Below are 15063 nucleotides of genomic sequence, written 5' to 3'. Positions count from 1 at the left end.
TCACGGGGCCGACGGCCCCTCAGGGATTATTCCACTCGCCAGCCGAATATGACATGGGCAGACCTGCCCATGACGGAACCCGCCGTCAGTACAGGACGGTGGCGAACTCGGCGTGCTGCCGGAACCCGACCCGCTCGTAGACCTTCCGGGCGGCGGTGTTGTAGTCGTTCACGTACAGGCTGGCGGTCGCCGCGACCGCACGGGAATGAGCGACGACGGCGGCCACGTGGGATGCCGCCAGGCCCTGGCCGCGGTGGGCCGGGTTCATCCACACGCCTTGGATCTGGCAGACCCCCATGGTCACCACACCGAGGTCGGCTTTGAAGACCACCTGGCCGCCGGTGCCGAAACGGGCCAGGGTGTGCCCCTGCCGCAGAAGGTTCATGACGCGCCGCCGGTACACGTCCTGCCCGCCCAGGAAGGGCGAATAGCCGACCTCCTCTTCGAACATGGCGGCGGAGGCGGGGAGGATGCGCTCGAAGTCGTCCGCCAGCGCCACGATCACACCGGGTTCGGACTCCTGCGGCACGGGGCCGTCATGGACCAGGAAGGGCTGAGAGCGGCGGACCTCGAGGGCCATGTGCCCGTACACCTCCAGGGCCGGCTGGAGCGCCAGGACCGCGTCGCTGGGCCCGAACACGGAGGCATAGCGCGTCGACCGGGCGTGGATCGCATAGGCGAACAGCGGGGCCAGCGACGGGTCCATGGACACCGGCACCACGTTTGCGCCGGCCCAGCAGGCGGCGATGAGTGCGCCGCCTTCAAACACTCCGAACACGGTGGCACCGGCCGACCACCAGGGACGGCCCGTCTGGGCCAGGATGAAGGCATTGACGGCCTCATCGCGCAGGGCCAGTGCCCTGAGCGCGGGAAGGTCCGCGTCCACGAGTTCACGGATCACGGACCCTCCCGCCATGGCGTCAGGAGACGGAGACCACAGGACTGCCGGAGGGAGCGCTCGGGTCATCGGACTCCATTTCCTCGGCGATGCGCATGGCTTCTTCGATCAGCGTTTCGACGATCTCGTGCTCGGGCACGGTCTTGATGACCTGGCCCTTGACGAAGATCTGGCCCTTGCCGTTTCCGGAGGCGACGCCCAGATCGGCTTCACGGGCTTCGCCGGGCCCGTTCACGACGCAGCCCATGACGGCCACGCGCAACGGGACCTCCATGCCTTCCAGGCCGGAGGTGACCTGCTCGGCCAGGGTGTACACGTCCACCTGGGCACGGCCACAGGAGGGGCAGGAGACGATCTCCAGCTTGCGAGGACGCAGGTTCAGGGATTGCAGGATCTGGTTGCCCACCTTGACCTCCTCCACCGGAGGGGCGGACAGGGAGACGCGGATGGTGTCGCCGATGCCCTTGGACAGCAGCGCGCCGAACGCGGTGGCGGACTTGATGGTGCCCTGGAAGGCCGGGCCGGCCTCGGTGACACCGAGGTGCAGCGGCCAGTCGCCCTTCTCGGCCAGCATCTCGTAGGCGGCCACCATGACCACGGGATCATTGTGCTTGACGGAGATCTTGAAGTCGTGGAAGCCGTGCTCTTCGAACAGGCTGGCCTCCCAGACCGCGGACTCCACCAGGGCCTCCGGGGTGGCCTTGCCGTACTTCTTGAGCAGGCCGGGCTCCAGGGATCCGGCGTTCACACCGATGCGGATGGAGGTGCCGTGGTCCTTGGCGGCCTGGGCGATCTCCTTGACCTGGTCATCGAACTTGCGGATGTTGCCAGGGTTCACGCGGACCGCGGCACAGCCGGCCTCAATGGCCGCGAAGACGTACTTCGGCTGGAAGTGGATGTCCGCGATGACCGGGATCTGCGACTTCTTGGCGATGATCGGCAGGGCCGCTGCGTCGTCCGCGGACGGACAGGCCACGCGCACGATGTCGCAGCCTGAGGCCGTGAGCTCGGCGATCTGCTGCAGCGTGGCATTGATGTCCGTGGTGGGGGTGGTGGTCATGGACTGCACGCTGATGGGCGAGTCCGAGCCGACACCCACGGGACCCACCTTGATCTGGCGGGTCTTGCGCCGCGGTGCGAGGACGGGCGGCGGGGCGGACGGCATTCCAAGGCTGACCGATGTCACTGGAGATTCCTCAGTTCTGGTTCTGACGGGACTGTTGAGACTCAGGCGGCGAACTCGACGAGCCGGCCGATGACGGGATTCCAGTCCCGGGCGCTCGTGGAGGCCACCAGGCCCTGAACCTGGAACGGATCCTGACGCAGCAGCTCCTCCAGGGCCGGCCGGTCCTCGGCCACCACCAGGATCAGCGCACCGGCGCCGGAGTCGGTCGGACCGGAGGCGAGCACCATGCCCTCCTCGGCAAGGCCGCCCAGCCAGGCGCGATGCGCAGGACGGACCTCATCGCGCACGGCGGCCGTCGCGTCGTCGTACACGTATTCCACGGCGAAAACAGTCATGCGCCTACTCTATCCCTCCCACCTGGACGTACGCGGAGCCGCCGTGTGTGACGGCAGACGGCAGATGCTCCGCCCGCCACCAGGAACCCGGCGCACCCCGGGTCGGTCAACCCCACCACACCTGACGTGCCGTGCTTCGTGCCGGATCAGTCACGTTCGACGGGACGGCAATGGCGGGGAGCTGTCTGATGCGGAAGCATGCGTCCAAGCGAGTGAAGACTCAGCCTGGAAGGCTGAGTCTTCACGAGCGAGCATGCGGAGCATCGGGCAGCTCCCCGCGCCAAACGTCAACCGAACAGATTGACCGGCTTCACGATGTCCGCGTACATCAGCAGCACACTCATGAGGAGCAGCAGCCCCGCCACCCCGTACGTCACCGGCAGCAGCTTGGTCAGGTCGAACGGGCCCGGGTCCTTACGACGGAAGAGCTTGGCGATGCTCCGGCGCACTGCCTCGTAGACCGCCCCGGCGACGTGGCCGCCGTCGAGCGGGGGCAGCGGGATGAGGTTGAAGATGGCGAGGGCGAAGTTCAGTCCGGCCAGGATCCCCACGAGGGTGGCGAGCCGGGCCTTGAGCGGCACGCTCTCCATGGCGGAGACCTCCCCGGCCACCCGGCCGACGCCCACCACGCTGATGGGGCCGTTCGGATCGCGCGGAGCGGAGCTGAAGGCGGCCTTGGCCACGCCGACGACCTTCGCGGGAAGGTCCAGGACCACATGGGACACCTGGGAGATCTGGGTCCCGACGGCGGGCAGCACGGTCTCGGGGCCCTGCGGCACGAACGCCTGCTGCGGCCCGACGCCGACGAACCCGACCTTCTGGGTCACGGAGTTACCGGCCGCGTCCCGCCGGGGCTGCCCGTCTGCGCCGTAGACGGGGCGCGCGGTCAGCACGGGGGTGATGGTGGTGCTGATCCGCTGTCCGCCGCGCTCGTAGACGAGAGGCACACTGCGCCCGGCGGACTGGCGGATCCACTCGGTCAGGGTGCTCCAGTCGGTGACCGTCCGGCCGTCGTAGCTGACGATGGTGTCACCGGGCCTGAGACCGGCCGCCGCGGCGGGCGCGGGGGTGCAGTTACTGGTGTCGGTGGAATTCTCCTGGCCCTGCGTCGTCTGGCAGGCGGAAACGGTGGAGAGCGTGGTGGAGGCCTGGGGCGTCCCGAAGCCCATGAGCAGGATCGCGGTGAACAGGATGCCGAGCACGGTGTTCATGGCCGGGCCGCCGAGCATGATGATCATCTTCTTCCACACGGGAAGGCGGTAGAACACCCGGTTCTCATCCCCCGGCCCCACCTCCTCGCTGGAGGCCTGACGGGCCTGACGGGCAAGGTTCTGGAACATTCCCGTACTGGAGGAGCGCAGGCTGCCATCCTCCGGATTGGGCGGGTACATGCCGATCATCTGGACGTAGCCGCCGATGGGCAGGGCCTTGATGCCGTATTCGGTCTCGCCCTTCTTCCGGGAGATGACCGTCGGGCCGAAGCCGATCATGTACCGGGTGACCCGGACCTTGAACAACTTGGCGGGCAGCAGATGCCCGACCTCGTGGAGGGCGATCGACACGGCGATGCCGAGCGCCACGAAGAGCACCCCTCCCACGAACAGCAGCACGGTCATGGTCGCCAGCCTCCGGCAGAGAATTTCATATCCATCAAGAACTCAAACGATCGTGAGCGCGTTTCCGTGCCCATTGTTCCGCGGCGAGCACCGAGTCGACGCTCAGCTGGGCGTTGTCCGAGTGCTCCGCGAGCACCGCCTCCACGGTGTCCACGATGTCCGTGAAACCGATGGCGCCGCGGTGGAAGGCCAGGACGGCTTCTTCGTTGGCGGCGTTGAACACGGCCGGGTGGGTGCCGCCCTGCTTGGCGGCATCCTTGGCGAGGTCGACGGCGGGGAATGCGACCGCGTCGAGCGGTTCGAACGTCCACTGGGTCGCCTGGGTCCAGTCGCAGGGCGCGGCGGCGTGTGCCACGCGCTCCGGCCACGCCATGCCGAGCGCGATCGGCAGGCGCATGTCCGGCGGGGACGCCTGGGCGATGGTGGACCCGTCCACGAACTGGACCATGGAGTGGACCACGGACTGCGGGTGGACCACCACGTCGATCCGGTCCAGTGGCACGTCGAAGAGCAAGTGGGCCTCGATGAGCTCCAGGCCCTTGTTCACCAGGGTGGCGGAGTTGGTGGTGACCATGAGCCCCATGTCCCAGGTGGGGTGGGCCAGAGCCTGTTCCGGGGTCACGTGCTTCAGCTCGTCGCGGCTGCGCCCGCGGAAGGGCCCGCCGGACGCCGTCAGGATCAGCCGGTCCACCTCGGCGGCAGTGCCGGACAGCAGGCATTGGGCGATCGCGGAGTGTTCGGAATCGACCGGGACGATCTGCCCGGGACGGGCCTTGTCTTTGACGAGCGCGCCACCCACGATGAGGGATTCCTTGTTGGCCAGGGCCAGAGTGGCGCCGCTCTCCAGCGCCGCCAGTGTGGGCGCCAGGCCGATGGATCCCGTGATCCCATTGAGAACCACGTCCACCGGGATGGATGCGATACGCGTCGAGGCGTCGGGCCCGAAGTACAGCTCCGGGGCATAGTCCCGCGCGCCGGCCTGCGCGGCCTCATCGGCGAGCAGCCCGCGGAAGCGGCCATCATCGTCAGACGCCACACCCACGGCCTCGGCACGTACGTGCACGGCCTGCCGCGCGAGCAGTTCGAGATTCCCTCCCCCGGCGCTCAGCGCCTTCACCCGGAAGCGGTGCGGAGCGTCATCGACGACGTCGATCGCCTGGGTGCCGATGGAGCCGGTGGAGCCGAGCAGGGTCACTGAACGCATGGGTCCAGTATCCCGGAGAAGCCGCCGGGGTGCCGAACCGGCGCTCGCCTCAGGCGAGGCCGGCGCGCCGCAGCACGGACTCCGCGTGGCGGAGGATGGGGCCGTCGATCATGCGGCCCTCGTGACTGAAGACGCCGTTCCCGGCGGACGCGGCGGCTTCCAGGAGCTCCTGGGCGTTGCGCACGGCGTCCTCGCCGGGCCGGTAGGCCGCGCGGACGGTGGCCACTTGGCCGGGGTGGATGCAGGCCTTGGCGGCGAAACCGGAGGCGACGGCGTCCTCGGCCTCCGCGGCCAGGCCTTCGAGGTCCGGGATGTTCACGTACACGGCGTCCACGGCCGCTTTGCCATAGGCGCCGGCGGCCAGCAGCACCTGGGAGCGCGCGTGGCGCGCCACATCCCGGTACCGGCCCGAGGCGTCCCGGCTGGACGTTCCGCCCAGGGACGCGATCAGGTCTTCGGCGCCCCACATGAGACCTACGACATTCCGCCGGGCCGCGATCTCCGCGGCGTTGAGCACGCCGCGCGCCGTTTCGCAGAGAGCCAGGACCTGGTAGTCGCGCAGGACGTCCAGTTGCTGCCCGCTCTCCGCCTTGGCGAGCATGAGCGTCCGGTACGGGGTCTTGGCGACGGCGGCCAGGTCCAGGCGCAGCTCGCGCGTCGCCACCGGGTTGACGCGCACGATGGTCCGGGCCGGGTCCAGGAGGTTGGCCGGGTCCGCGAGCGCGTCCCGGGCCGCGGCCTTGTCCCCGCCCGCGACAGCGTCCTCGAGGTCGAGGATGACGGCGTCGGCCCGCTCAGCGGCCTTGGCAAAGCGTTCGGGCCGGTCCGCAGGACAGAAGAGCAGGCTGGGCCCCATGGTGAGTGTCATGTTTCCAGTGTCTCCCCTTCACTGTGTTTTCCCTGTTCGGCGGCTTCGTGTGCGTCCTTGGTCCACATGAGGGTGGTCCGCCGGGCGAGCGCCACCACGGTGCCGTGCTGGTTGTACCCGGTGTGCTGGAACGTCACCACGCCCTGGCCCGGCCGGGACTTGGACGGGCGCCGCTCCAGAACCGTGGTCTCCGTGTACAGGGTGTCGCCGTGGAACAGTGGTGCCGGGAAGCTGATCCCGTCCAGGCCGAGCTGGGCGATGATGGTGCCCGCCGTGAGCTGCGGGACGGACTGCCCCACGAGGGTGGCCAGCGTGAACATCGAGTTCACCAGCCGCTGGCCGAACGGCTGGGTCTCACTCCAGGCGGCGTCCAGGTGCAGCGCCTGGGTGTTCATGGTCATGGTGGTGAAGAGGACGTTGTCCGCTTCCGTCAGGGTGCGCCCGGGCCGGTGCACGTAGACCGTGCCCTCCTCGAGTTCATCGAAGTACAGGCCGCGCTGGACGATGCGGCGTGGGGCGGCGCCGGCGTCGTCACCCTCACTCATACGGCGTCCAGATCGTGCATCTCGACCCGGAGCTCCGCACCGGTGGCCGCGACGACCTCCTCGGTGCTCACTCCGGGGGCCGTCTCCCGCAGGACCAGGCCATCCTCGGTGATGTCGATGACCGCCAGGTCCGTGATGATCCGGTCCACACAGCCCTTGCCTGTCAGCGGAAGGCTGCACTCCGTGACGATCTTCGGGTTCCCGTTCCGGTCCACGTGTTCCATCATCACGATCAGCCGCTTGGCGCCGAACACCAGGTCCATGGCGCCGCCCATCCCCTTGACCATCTTCCCGGGGATCATCCAGTTGGCCAGGTCCCCATTCTGGGCCACCTCCATGGCGCCAAGGACCGCCACGTCCACGTGACCGCCGCGGACCATCCCGAAGGACAGTGCCGAATCGAAGAACGCCGCGCCGGCGTTGACGGTCACGGTCTCCTTGCCGGCATTGATGAGGTCCGGATCGACGGCGTCCTCTGTGGGGTACGGCCCCGTGCCGAGAATGCCGTTCTCCGAGTGGAGCACCACTTCCACGCCGTCCGGGATGTAGTTGGGGATGAGGGTCGGCATGCCGATGCCCAGGTTGACGTACTGTCCGTTGCGCAGCTCCTTCGCCACGCGGGCGGCCAGCTGGTTCCTGTCCAGAGCCATGGTTCAGTCCTCCACTCGCACGGTGCGCTTCTCAATCCGCTTCCGAGCCTGCGGCGTCCCGGCCGGCACATGGACCACGCGCTGGACGAAGATGCCGGGCACGTGGATGTGCTCCGGGTCCAGCTCGCCGGGCTCCACGAGCTCTTCCACCTCGGCGATGGTGATCCTCCCTGCCATGGCGCACAGCGGGTTGAAGTTCATAGCCGTGGCGTGGAAGACCAGATTGCCGTGCCGGTCCCCCTTCAACGCGTGGACCAGGGCGAAGTCGGGAGTGAGGGACTCCTCCAGCACATAGTCTGCCCCGCCGAAGCTGCGCACCTCCTTCGGTGACGAGGCGAGCGCGACGCCGCCGGTGCCGTCGTACTTCTGCGGCAGGCCGCCCTCGGCCACCTGGGTCCCCACTCCGGCCGCCGTGTAGAAGGCAGGGATGCCGGCGCCGCCGGCGCGCAGCTTCTCCGCCAGGGTGCCCTGCGGTGTGAGGACCACTTCGAGTTCACCGGCCAGGAACTGGCGGGCGAACTCCTTGTTCTCCCCCACATAGGAGCTGACGGTGCGGCGGATCCGGCCGTCGGAGAGGAGGATCCCCAGACCCCAGTCGTCCACGCCGCAGTTGTTGCTCACGGTCTCCAGCTCGCGGGTGCCCTGCCGGTGCAGGGCGTCGATGAGAGCCACCGGAATGCCGCACAGCCCGAAGCCGCCGACGGCGAGCGACGCGCCGTCGTGAATGTCCGCCACCGCGCGCTCGGCGCTGCTGACCACCTTGTCGATCATGATCCGATCCTCTCCCGTGACATGGACGAATACCAGAGTCTCTACAGTCCCAGTTCGCGCGCGATGAGCATGAGCTGGACTTCGGTGGTGCCCTCGCCGATCTCCAGGATCTTGGAGTCACGGTAGTGGCGGGCCACCGAGAACTCGTTGATGAAGCCGTAGCCGCCGAACACCTGGGTGGCGTCGCGGGCGTTGTCCATGGCGGCCTCGCCGGCCACCATCTTGGCGATGGCGGCCTGGGACTTGAACGGCTTGCCGGCCAGCATGCGGGCGGCGGCGTCGTAATACGCGAGGCGGGCAGTGTGGGCGCGCGCCTGCATCCGGGCGATCTTGAACTGGATGGCCTGGTACTTGCCGATCATGTTGCCGAAGGCGTGGCGCTCCTTGGCATACCGGACGGCGGAGTCCACACAGCCTTGGGCCGCACCCGTGCCGAGAGCCGCGATGGCGATGCGCCCCTCGTCCAGGATGGAGAGGAAGTTCGCGTAGCCGCGGCCGCGGACACCCAACAGGTTCTCCTCCGGGACGTGGACGTCCTTCAGGCTGAGGGGGTGGGTGTCGGAGGCGTTCCAGCCGACCTTGTTGTACGCCTTCTCCGCCCTGAAACCGGGGGTGTCCGTGGGCACCAGGATGGTGGAGATCTCCTTCTTCACGGTGCCGTCCGGGCGTTCCGTGGTGCCGGTGACCGCCGTGACCGTGACCAGGCGGGTGATGTCCGTGCCGGAGTTGGTGATGAACTCCTTGGAACCGTTGATGATCCACTGGCCGTCCTGGAGCACGGCCTTGGTCTTGGTGCCGCCGGCGTCGGAACCGGCCTCCGACTCGGTGAGGCCGAAGCCGGCGAGCGCTTGCCCGGAGGCCAGGGACGGAAGCCATTCCTCCTTCTGAGCGTCCGTGCCGAAGCGGTGAACGGGCATGGCGCCGAGGGACACGCCGGCCTCCAGGGTGATGGCCACGGACTGGTCCACCCGGCCGAGCTGTTCCAGGGCGAGGGCCAGGGCGAAGTAGTCGCCGCCCATGCCGCCGTACTCCTCCGGGAACGGCAGGCCGAAGAGGCCGAGCTCAGCCATCCCCTGCACCACTTCATAGGGGAAACTATGCTCCTCGTCATGCTTCTGGGAGACCGGGGCCACCACTTGATCCGCGAAGTCGCGGACCGTGTCGCTGAGGTCCTGGTACTCCTCGCTGAGTCCGTAATCGGTCATGTCATGCTCCTGCCTCGGTGGTGTCCGGATCTGCGGACACCGGGTGAATGGTGGCCAGGATCTGCCTGGCCTTGACGAGCTGCCCGACGGCAGCGGACAGCTTCACGGTTCCCGCCAGGGGTGCCCTGAGCTGGTGCTCCATCTTCATGGCCTCGACGCTGAGCAGGTGGTCGCCTTCCTGCACCACGTCACCGTCCTGAACTGCGACGGCGACGACGGTGCCCGGCATGGGCGTGAGGACCTGCGGGTCGGCCTCGCCTTCCGTCCGGTCAAGGGCGGCGAGGCGGCGGCTGAGCGCCTCGGCACGGTCCAGGATCTCGATCTCGGTGCTCCAGCCGTCCCGGCCGATCCAGGCGGTGATGGTGCGCTGCTGCTGCAGCAGCGGGAATCCCATGACGCCGGGCAAGGTGAGAGCGTAGACGCGCTCTCGCCCGTCGGCGCGGACCCTCGCCACGCCGGCGACCAGTGCCGAGGATGTGGTGATCTGGATCGGTGGGACGCCCGGCATGACGATGTCATAGTCCTCCCAGCCCCGCAGCCCGGACAATGGAGATCCTGGATGCGATCCCCCGGTGACTTCAGCGTGCAGTTCCCTGCCGGAGACCATCGCTTCCACCGGTCGGGCAAGCGGTTCACCCAGCCGCCAGCCGTCTCGCGCAGACCACAGTCCGGATCCCGGCATGTTCTCCGACCAGCCTCTAAGGCCTCCCGACACCCGTCGGGTCGCCCCGCTCAGGTTCCGGTCCGCCAGCGTCGCCACGAAAGCGAGGTCCACCTCGTCCGGGTCATGGAACGCGAATCCGTCCAGCTTCCGCTCGATCAATCCGGTGTCCAGACGTCCGGCCTGCACGTCCTCGTCGGCGAGCAGCAACCGCAGGTATTCCACATTGGTGTTCAGACCGAGGAGCCGGTAGTTCGACAGTGCCAGGTCAAGCTGGGCCAGGGCGTCCGCCCGGTCCGTCCCGTGCACGATCACCTTAGCCAGCATGGGGTCATAGTCGGAGCCGATGACCTGTCCCTCGAACAGGGAGGAGTCGATGCGCAGGCCGGTGGGTCTCGGTGACGGCCGGTGGACGGCCCGATGGAGCATCGGTATCTGCCTGCCACCTTGCTCGTCCACCAGCAGTACCGTCCCCGTCGCCGGAAGGAATCCGTTGCGAGGATCCTCGGCATAGACACGGGCCTCGATCGCATGGCCGTTCAGTCTCACCTGGTCCTGGCTCAGAGCGAGCGGCTCCCCCGCGGCGACCCGGAGCTGCTGCTCCACGAGGTCCACGCCGGTCACCTCCTCCGTGACCGGGTGCTCCACCTGGAGCCGGGTGTTCATCTCCATGAAGAAGAACTCGTCCGGATTGTCGTCCGAGACCAGGAACTCCACGGTCCCGGCGCCGACGTAGTCCACGCTCCGGGCGGCGTCGCACGCGGCCTGTCCCATGCGCTCGCGGATCTCCGCACCGTTCGGCAGGCTCTCCAACAGGGCAGACGGCGCCTCTTCGATGACTTTCTGGTGGCGGCGCTGCAGGGAGCATTCGCGTTCCCCCAGGTGGATGACGTTCCCGTGCGTATCGGCCAGGACCTGGACCTCGATGTGCCGTGGATTCCGCACCAGGCGCTCGATGAACAGCGTGTCGTCTCCGAAGGCCTTGGCGGCCACACGGCGTGCGGTGACGAGGCCGCCGTCGAGCTCCTCCGCGGACTCCACCACCACCATGCCCTTGCCGCCACCGCCGGCGGACGGCTTGATGAGCAGCGGATAGCCGACGCCGGCGGCATGTACCCGTAGATCCTCATCCGAGGGCGGGCTCCCGGGGGTTCCCGCGTAGCCGGGCACGGTGGGGACCCCGGAGGCGGCCACGTGGTTCTTGGCCGTGATCTTGTCCCCCATGACGGCGAGCGCCTCCACACCCGGCCCGATGAAAGTCACGCCGGCCTCGGCCAGCGCGTCGGCGAAGCGCGCGTTCTCGCTCAAGAAGCCGTAGCCCGGGTGGACTGCGTCGGCGCCGCTGTCGACGGCGGCGCGCACGACGGCGTCGATGTCCAGATAGCTCTGCGCGGCGGCCGCGGGGCCGATGTGCACGGCCTCGTCGGCCAGCTGCACGTGCAGTGCCTCGGCGTCGGCATCCGAATAGACGGCGATGGTACGCACGCCGAGACGCTGAAGCGTCCGGATGATGCGCACGGCGATCTCGCCGCGGTTGGCGATCAGCACCGAGCCGAAGGGCGGGGCGGATCGGCCAGGGGCGCCGGAAGGACCGGGGTGGGAGCCGAGGTTGAAGGAGAAGTCCATGCTCACATCCTGAAAAGGCCGAAGGAGGTCCCTGGCAGGGGAACCCGAGAGGCGGCGTCCAAGGCCAGGCCGAGGACACGGCGGGTGTCCGCGGGGTCGATGATGCCGTCATCCCAGAGGCGGGCGGTGGAGTAGTACGGGCTGCCCTGCGATTCGTACTGTTCCCGGATGGGGGCCTTGAACGCCTCCTCGGCCTCCACGCTCCACTCCTGGCCGGCTGCTTCGAGCTGATCACGCTTCACGGTGGCCAGGACGCTGGAGGCCTGAGCACCGCCCATGACCGAGATGCGCGCCGCGGGCCACATCCACAGGAAGCGCGGACTGTAGGCCCGGCCGCACATGGAGTAGTTGCCTGCGCCGAACGAGCCGCCGATGACCACGGTGAACTTGGGCACGCGAGCAGTGGCGACGGCGGTGACCATCTTGGCGCCGTCGCGGGCGATCCCGCCGTGTTCGGCGTCCTTGCCCACCATGAAGCCGGTGATGTTCTGCAGGAAGAGCAGCGGCACGCCACGCTGATCGCAGAGTTCGATGAAATGCGCGCCCTTGCGGGCGGACTCGGAGAACAGGACGCCGTTGTTGGCGACGATGCCCACGGGGTGCCCCATCAGATGGGCGAACCCTGTCACCAGTGTCTCCCCGTAGTCCCTCTTGAACTCGTGGAACTCGCTGCCGTCCACCAGGCGCGCGATGACCTCCCGCACATCGTAGGAGGCATTGACGTCCACGGGCACGGCACCGTAGAGCTCCCCGGGGTCCACCACCGGATCCCGTGCGGGGAGCACGTCCCACGCGCGCGCCGGGGTCTCCGGGAGTGTGGCCACGATGTCGCGGACGATCTGGAGGGCGTGTTCGTCGTTCTCGGCCAGGTGATCGGCCACGCCGGAGATCTTCGCGTGGACCTCACCGCCGCCGAGCTCCTCCGCCGTGACCACCTCACCGATCGCGGCCTTCACCAGGGGCGGGCCACCCAGGAAGATGGTGCCCTGGTTCTTGACGATCACGGTCTCATCACTCATGGCCGGGACATAGGCGCCACCGGCTGTGCAGGAGCCCAGGACGGCGGCGATCTGCGGGATCTTCCGGGCCGAGAGCTGGGCCTGGTTGTAGAAGATGCGGCCGAAGTGGTCCTTCGACGGGAACACCTCGTCCTGCATGGGCAGGAAAGCGCCGCCGGAATCAACCAGGTAGATGCACGGGAGGCCGTTCTCCAGGGCGATCTCCTGGGCCCTCAGGTGCTTGCGGACGGTCAGCGGGTAGTAAGTGCCGCCCTTGACAGTGGCGTCATTGCACACCACCATCACCAGCCGGCCCTCCACGACGCCGATGCCGGCGATGACCCCGGCGGCCGGGGACGCGCCGTCGTACATCTCATGTGCGGCGAGCGGCGCGACCTCAAGGAAGGGACTGCCTTCATCCAGCAGACGGTTCACCCGGTCCCGCGGGAGCAGCTTGCCTCGGGCGACGTGGCGTTCCCGGGACTTCTCCGGGCCGCCCAGCGCAGTGCGGGCGAGAACCCGGCGCAGATCCTCCACGAGTACGCGCTGCGCGTCCCGATTGACGGCGAACTGCGCGGAGTCCGGATCCACGGCGGTGGACAGAATCTCCATTGACCTGCTCTTTCGTCGGGCCGGTGTCACAGAATTCAGTTAGTGACGAATAACTGAATTTCAGGTTAGTCTCTAGGGACTGTGATGTCCACCACTTGAGGAGAACGGCGTGAGCGAAGGGCCCGTCACGGCGCGGTCCGTGGCCAAGGAGGAGCGGCGGAAGGCACTCATATCCCAGGCGGCGCGGCTTTTCGCGGAGTCCGGATTCGACAAGGTGTCCCTGGAGGCACTCGGCGCGGCCGTGGGCATGAGCGGGCCGGCGGTCTACCGCCACTTCCCGTCCAAGCAGGCGGTGCTGGCGGAGCTGCTGCTCGGGGTGAGCCAGGGACTGCTCGACGGCGGACGGCGGGTTGCGGACTCCCGGCTCGCCCCCGCGGAGGCGCTCGGCGCGCTGGTCGCGTTCCACACGGACTTCGCGTTGAGCAGCCCCGAGGTGATCCGGATCCAGGACCGGGACTTCCAGGCGTTGCCGGACGACAGCCGGGCCCGGGTCCGGGAGCTTCAGCGCGATTATGTGGAGATCTGGGTGGACGCGCTTGGCGCGCGGGTTCCCGAGCTCGGCCTCACGGAGCGGCGCCTGCGCGTACATGCATGTTTCGGCCTCATCAACTCCACGCCCCACTCCCTCCGGGAACGCGGCCGCCGGGTCCCCGCGAAGACGGCACGTCCGGTCCTGCGGGCAATGGCGCTCGCCGCACTCACGGCGTCAGCGGTGGACGGCTTCTCCCATGCCGAAATTTGACGCCGGCAAACCGGTGACCGTCGGTCGAATCTGTGGATAACTTTCGTCACTCGATTGTGATGCCGTGTAGGGTGGTGGGCACATCACTCACCACATGATCGGGGATCATCATGAAGCGTGCTCTGTCGGCGTGCGCGTCCATCGCACTGCTCGCGCTGGGGCTCGCCGCCTGCGGGTCTGACGCTGGGAAGCCCGGCCCTTCGGCGAGTTCGACGACGTCGTCCAGCGTTCCGGTTTCTCCCACTCCGACGCCGATCGCCTCCGCCGTGTACAAGCCGGCCACCGCGACGAGCAAGGCCGAGAACGTTCCGGTGCCGGTCATGCCGGCCGCCGCGAAGGAGAAGACGCCCGAGGGTGCGAAGGCGTTCGTGGGGTATTGGGTGGCGATGCTGTCGTATGCGTACGAGACCAAAGACACGAAACTGGTGAAGGAACTAGGAACGTCGGACTGCATCGCCTGCCAGAGCATTCCTGGCGCGATTGACCAGAAGGCACCGACCTATGCCTGGCAGGAAGGTGGCCTCGTCAAGGCTTCGGCCATCGAGAACTACGGTGGATTGCTCGACAACAGCGCGACTGTCGTCGCCCAGCTAACACAATCGCCGTACATTCTTCGAAGCTCCAACGGCACTGCCGTTAAAACGATCAACAAAATTTCGACGATCTCGTATGCCTACCGCCTGGAGTACCGGAAAGCCGGCTGGACCATCATCGACCTTGGACAGCCACGATGATCTGGCGTGCAACTGTAGCTCGTTCATTGATTGTGCTCAGTGTCATCGGCCAATTCTCACTTGCGGGGGCACCGCCCGGAGCCGCAGCAGAAGTACCGGCCGACAGCAGCTCGTGGATGGATGACCAGACAGACGAAGTCAAAGGAATCGTGCTAAATCAGTCGAAGGGAAAGTTTGAAAGCGTCCACGCATCGCCCGAAGCGCCGAAGTACCAGTGGCTCCTAGGCTTGCCCTGTCAGATCGACAAAGAGGGCTCCCGGGACAGCAAATGTCTGGCCGCCGAGCGGAACGAGCCTGTCAAGTTGTTTGTGTAAGCGGGGCGTTGCCGGGTTTCTAGAGGTAGGGCTGGATTCGGTCGGGGTAGGCCAGGGCGAGTTGGGCGAGGGCTTGTTTCCAGTTCGTGGTGATCTGT

At 67.7% G+C, this 15063-nt stretch carries 14 protein-coding genes; 2 read left to right on the top strand and 12 right to left on the bottom strand.

What is annotated here, in order from left to right:
* Window positions 1-85: 85 nt before the first annotated feature.
* From Q9R02_RS11650 to Q9R02_RS11595, 12 genes are all read right to left on the bottom strand, one after another.
* Window positions 86-901: a GNAT family N-acetyltransferase gene (locus Q9R02_RS11650; protein ID WP_305996865.1), complete on the bottom strand. Its 816-nt coding sequence runs from the start codon at window positions 899-901 to the stop codon at window positions 86-88.
* Between the two features lie 19 nt (window positions 902-920).
* Complete coding sequence (ispG, locus tag Q9R02_RS11645) at window positions 921-2084, bottom strand: flavodoxin-dependent (E)-4-hydroxy-3-methylbut-2-enyl-diphosphate synthase (RefSeq protein WP_305996864.1); 1164 nt, start codon at window positions 2082-2084, stop codon at window positions 921-923.
* A 41-nt stretch (window positions 2085-2125) separates the two neighbouring features.
* On the bottom strand, window positions 2126-2419 hold the full coding sequence (locus Q9R02_RS11640; protein ID WP_305996863.1) for a YciI family protein: 294 nt from the start codon (window positions 2417-2419) through the stop codon (window positions 2126-2128).
* Between the two features lie 287 nt (window positions 2420-2706).
* On the bottom strand, window positions 2707-4035 hold the full coding sequence (locus Q9R02_RS11635; RefSeq protein WP_305996862.1) for a M50 family metallopeptidase: 1329 nt from the start codon (window positions 4033-4035) through the stop codon (window positions 2707-2709).
* Window positions 4036-4069: 34 nt separating this feature from the next.
* Window positions 4070-5239, bottom strand: coding sequence for a 1-deoxy-D-xylulose-5-phosphate reductoisomerase (dxr, locus tag Q9R02_RS11630; protein ID WP_305996861.1), 1170 nt, complete (start codon window positions 5237-5239; stop codon window positions 4070-4072).
* 49 nt (window positions 5240-5288) lie between these two features.
* Window positions 5289-6107, bottom strand: a complete 819-nt coding sequence (locus tag Q9R02_RS11625; protein ID WP_305996860.1) for an HpcH/HpaI aldolase/citrate lyase family protein — start codon at window positions 6105-6107, stop codon at window positions 5289-5291.
* Entirely contained in the window at window positions 6104-6652 is a 549-nt protein-coding gene (locus Q9R02_RS11620) for a MaoC family dehydratase (protein ID WP_305996859.1), read from the bottom strand. The genes Q9R02_RS11625 and Q9R02_RS11620 overlap by 4 nt, the downstream gene beginning before the upstream one ends.
* Window positions 6649-7302 carry a CoA transferase subunit B gene (locus Q9R02_RS11615; RefSeq protein ID WP_305996858.1) on the bottom strand — a complete coding sequence of 218 codons (654 nt, stop codon included), beginning with the start codon at window positions 7300-7302 and terminating at the stop codon, window positions 6649-6651. Before Q9R02_RS11615 ends, Q9R02_RS11620 begins: the two co-directional genes overlap by 4 nt.
* Before the next feature lie 3 nt (window positions 7303-7305).
* Entirely contained in the window at window positions 7306-8073 is a 768-nt protein-coding gene (locus Q9R02_RS11610) for a CoA transferase subunit A (protein WP_305996857.1), read from the bottom strand.
* A gap of 41 nt (window positions 8074-8114) precedes the next feature.
* A complete protein-coding gene (locus Q9R02_RS11605; RefSeq protein WP_305996856.1) occupies window positions 8115-9278 on the bottom strand; it encodes an acyl-CoA dehydrogenase family protein in 1164 nt (387 codons plus the stop codon).
* A 1-nt stretch (window position 9279) separates the two neighbouring features.
* Window positions 9280-11565, bottom strand: coding sequence for an acetyl/propionyl/methylcrotonyl-CoA carboxylase subunit alpha (locus Q9R02_RS11600; RefSeq protein WP_305996855.1), 2286 nt, complete (start codon window positions 11563-11565; stop codon window positions 9280-9282).
* A gap of 2 nt (window positions 11566-11567) precedes the next feature.
* Entirely contained in the window at window positions 11568-13175 is a 1608-nt protein-coding gene (locus tag Q9R02_RS11595; RefSeq protein ID WP_305996854.1) for a carboxyl transferase domain-containing protein, read from the bottom strand.
* Between the two features lie 109 nt (window positions 13176-13284).
* Between Q9R02_RS11595 and Q9R02_RS11590 the strand changes: the two genes are divergently transcribed.
* Window positions 13285-13917 (top strand): TetR/AcrR family transcriptional regulator, encoded by a 633-nt coding sequence (locus tag Q9R02_RS11590; RefSeq protein WP_305996853.1) that lies wholly within the window; start codon window positions 13285-13287, stop codon window positions 13915-13917.
* Window positions 13918-14027: 110 nt separating this feature from the next.
* The gene (locus tag Q9R02_RS11585; RefSeq protein WP_305996852.1) at window positions 14028-14651 is read left to right on the top strand and encodes a DUF6318 family protein; all 624 of its coding nucleotides are present in this window, start codon (window positions 14028-14030) and stop codon (window positions 14649-14651) included.
* The last annotated feature ends 412 nt before the right edge of the window (window positions 14652-15063 follow it).

This window comes from Arthrobacter horti (assembly GCF_030731045.1).
GTDB lineage: Bacteria > Actinomycetota > Actinomycetes > Actinomycetales > Micrococcaceae > Arthrobacter_E > Arthrobacter_E nanjingensis.
This window is presented reverse-complemented; position numbering and strand designations above follow the sequence as displayed.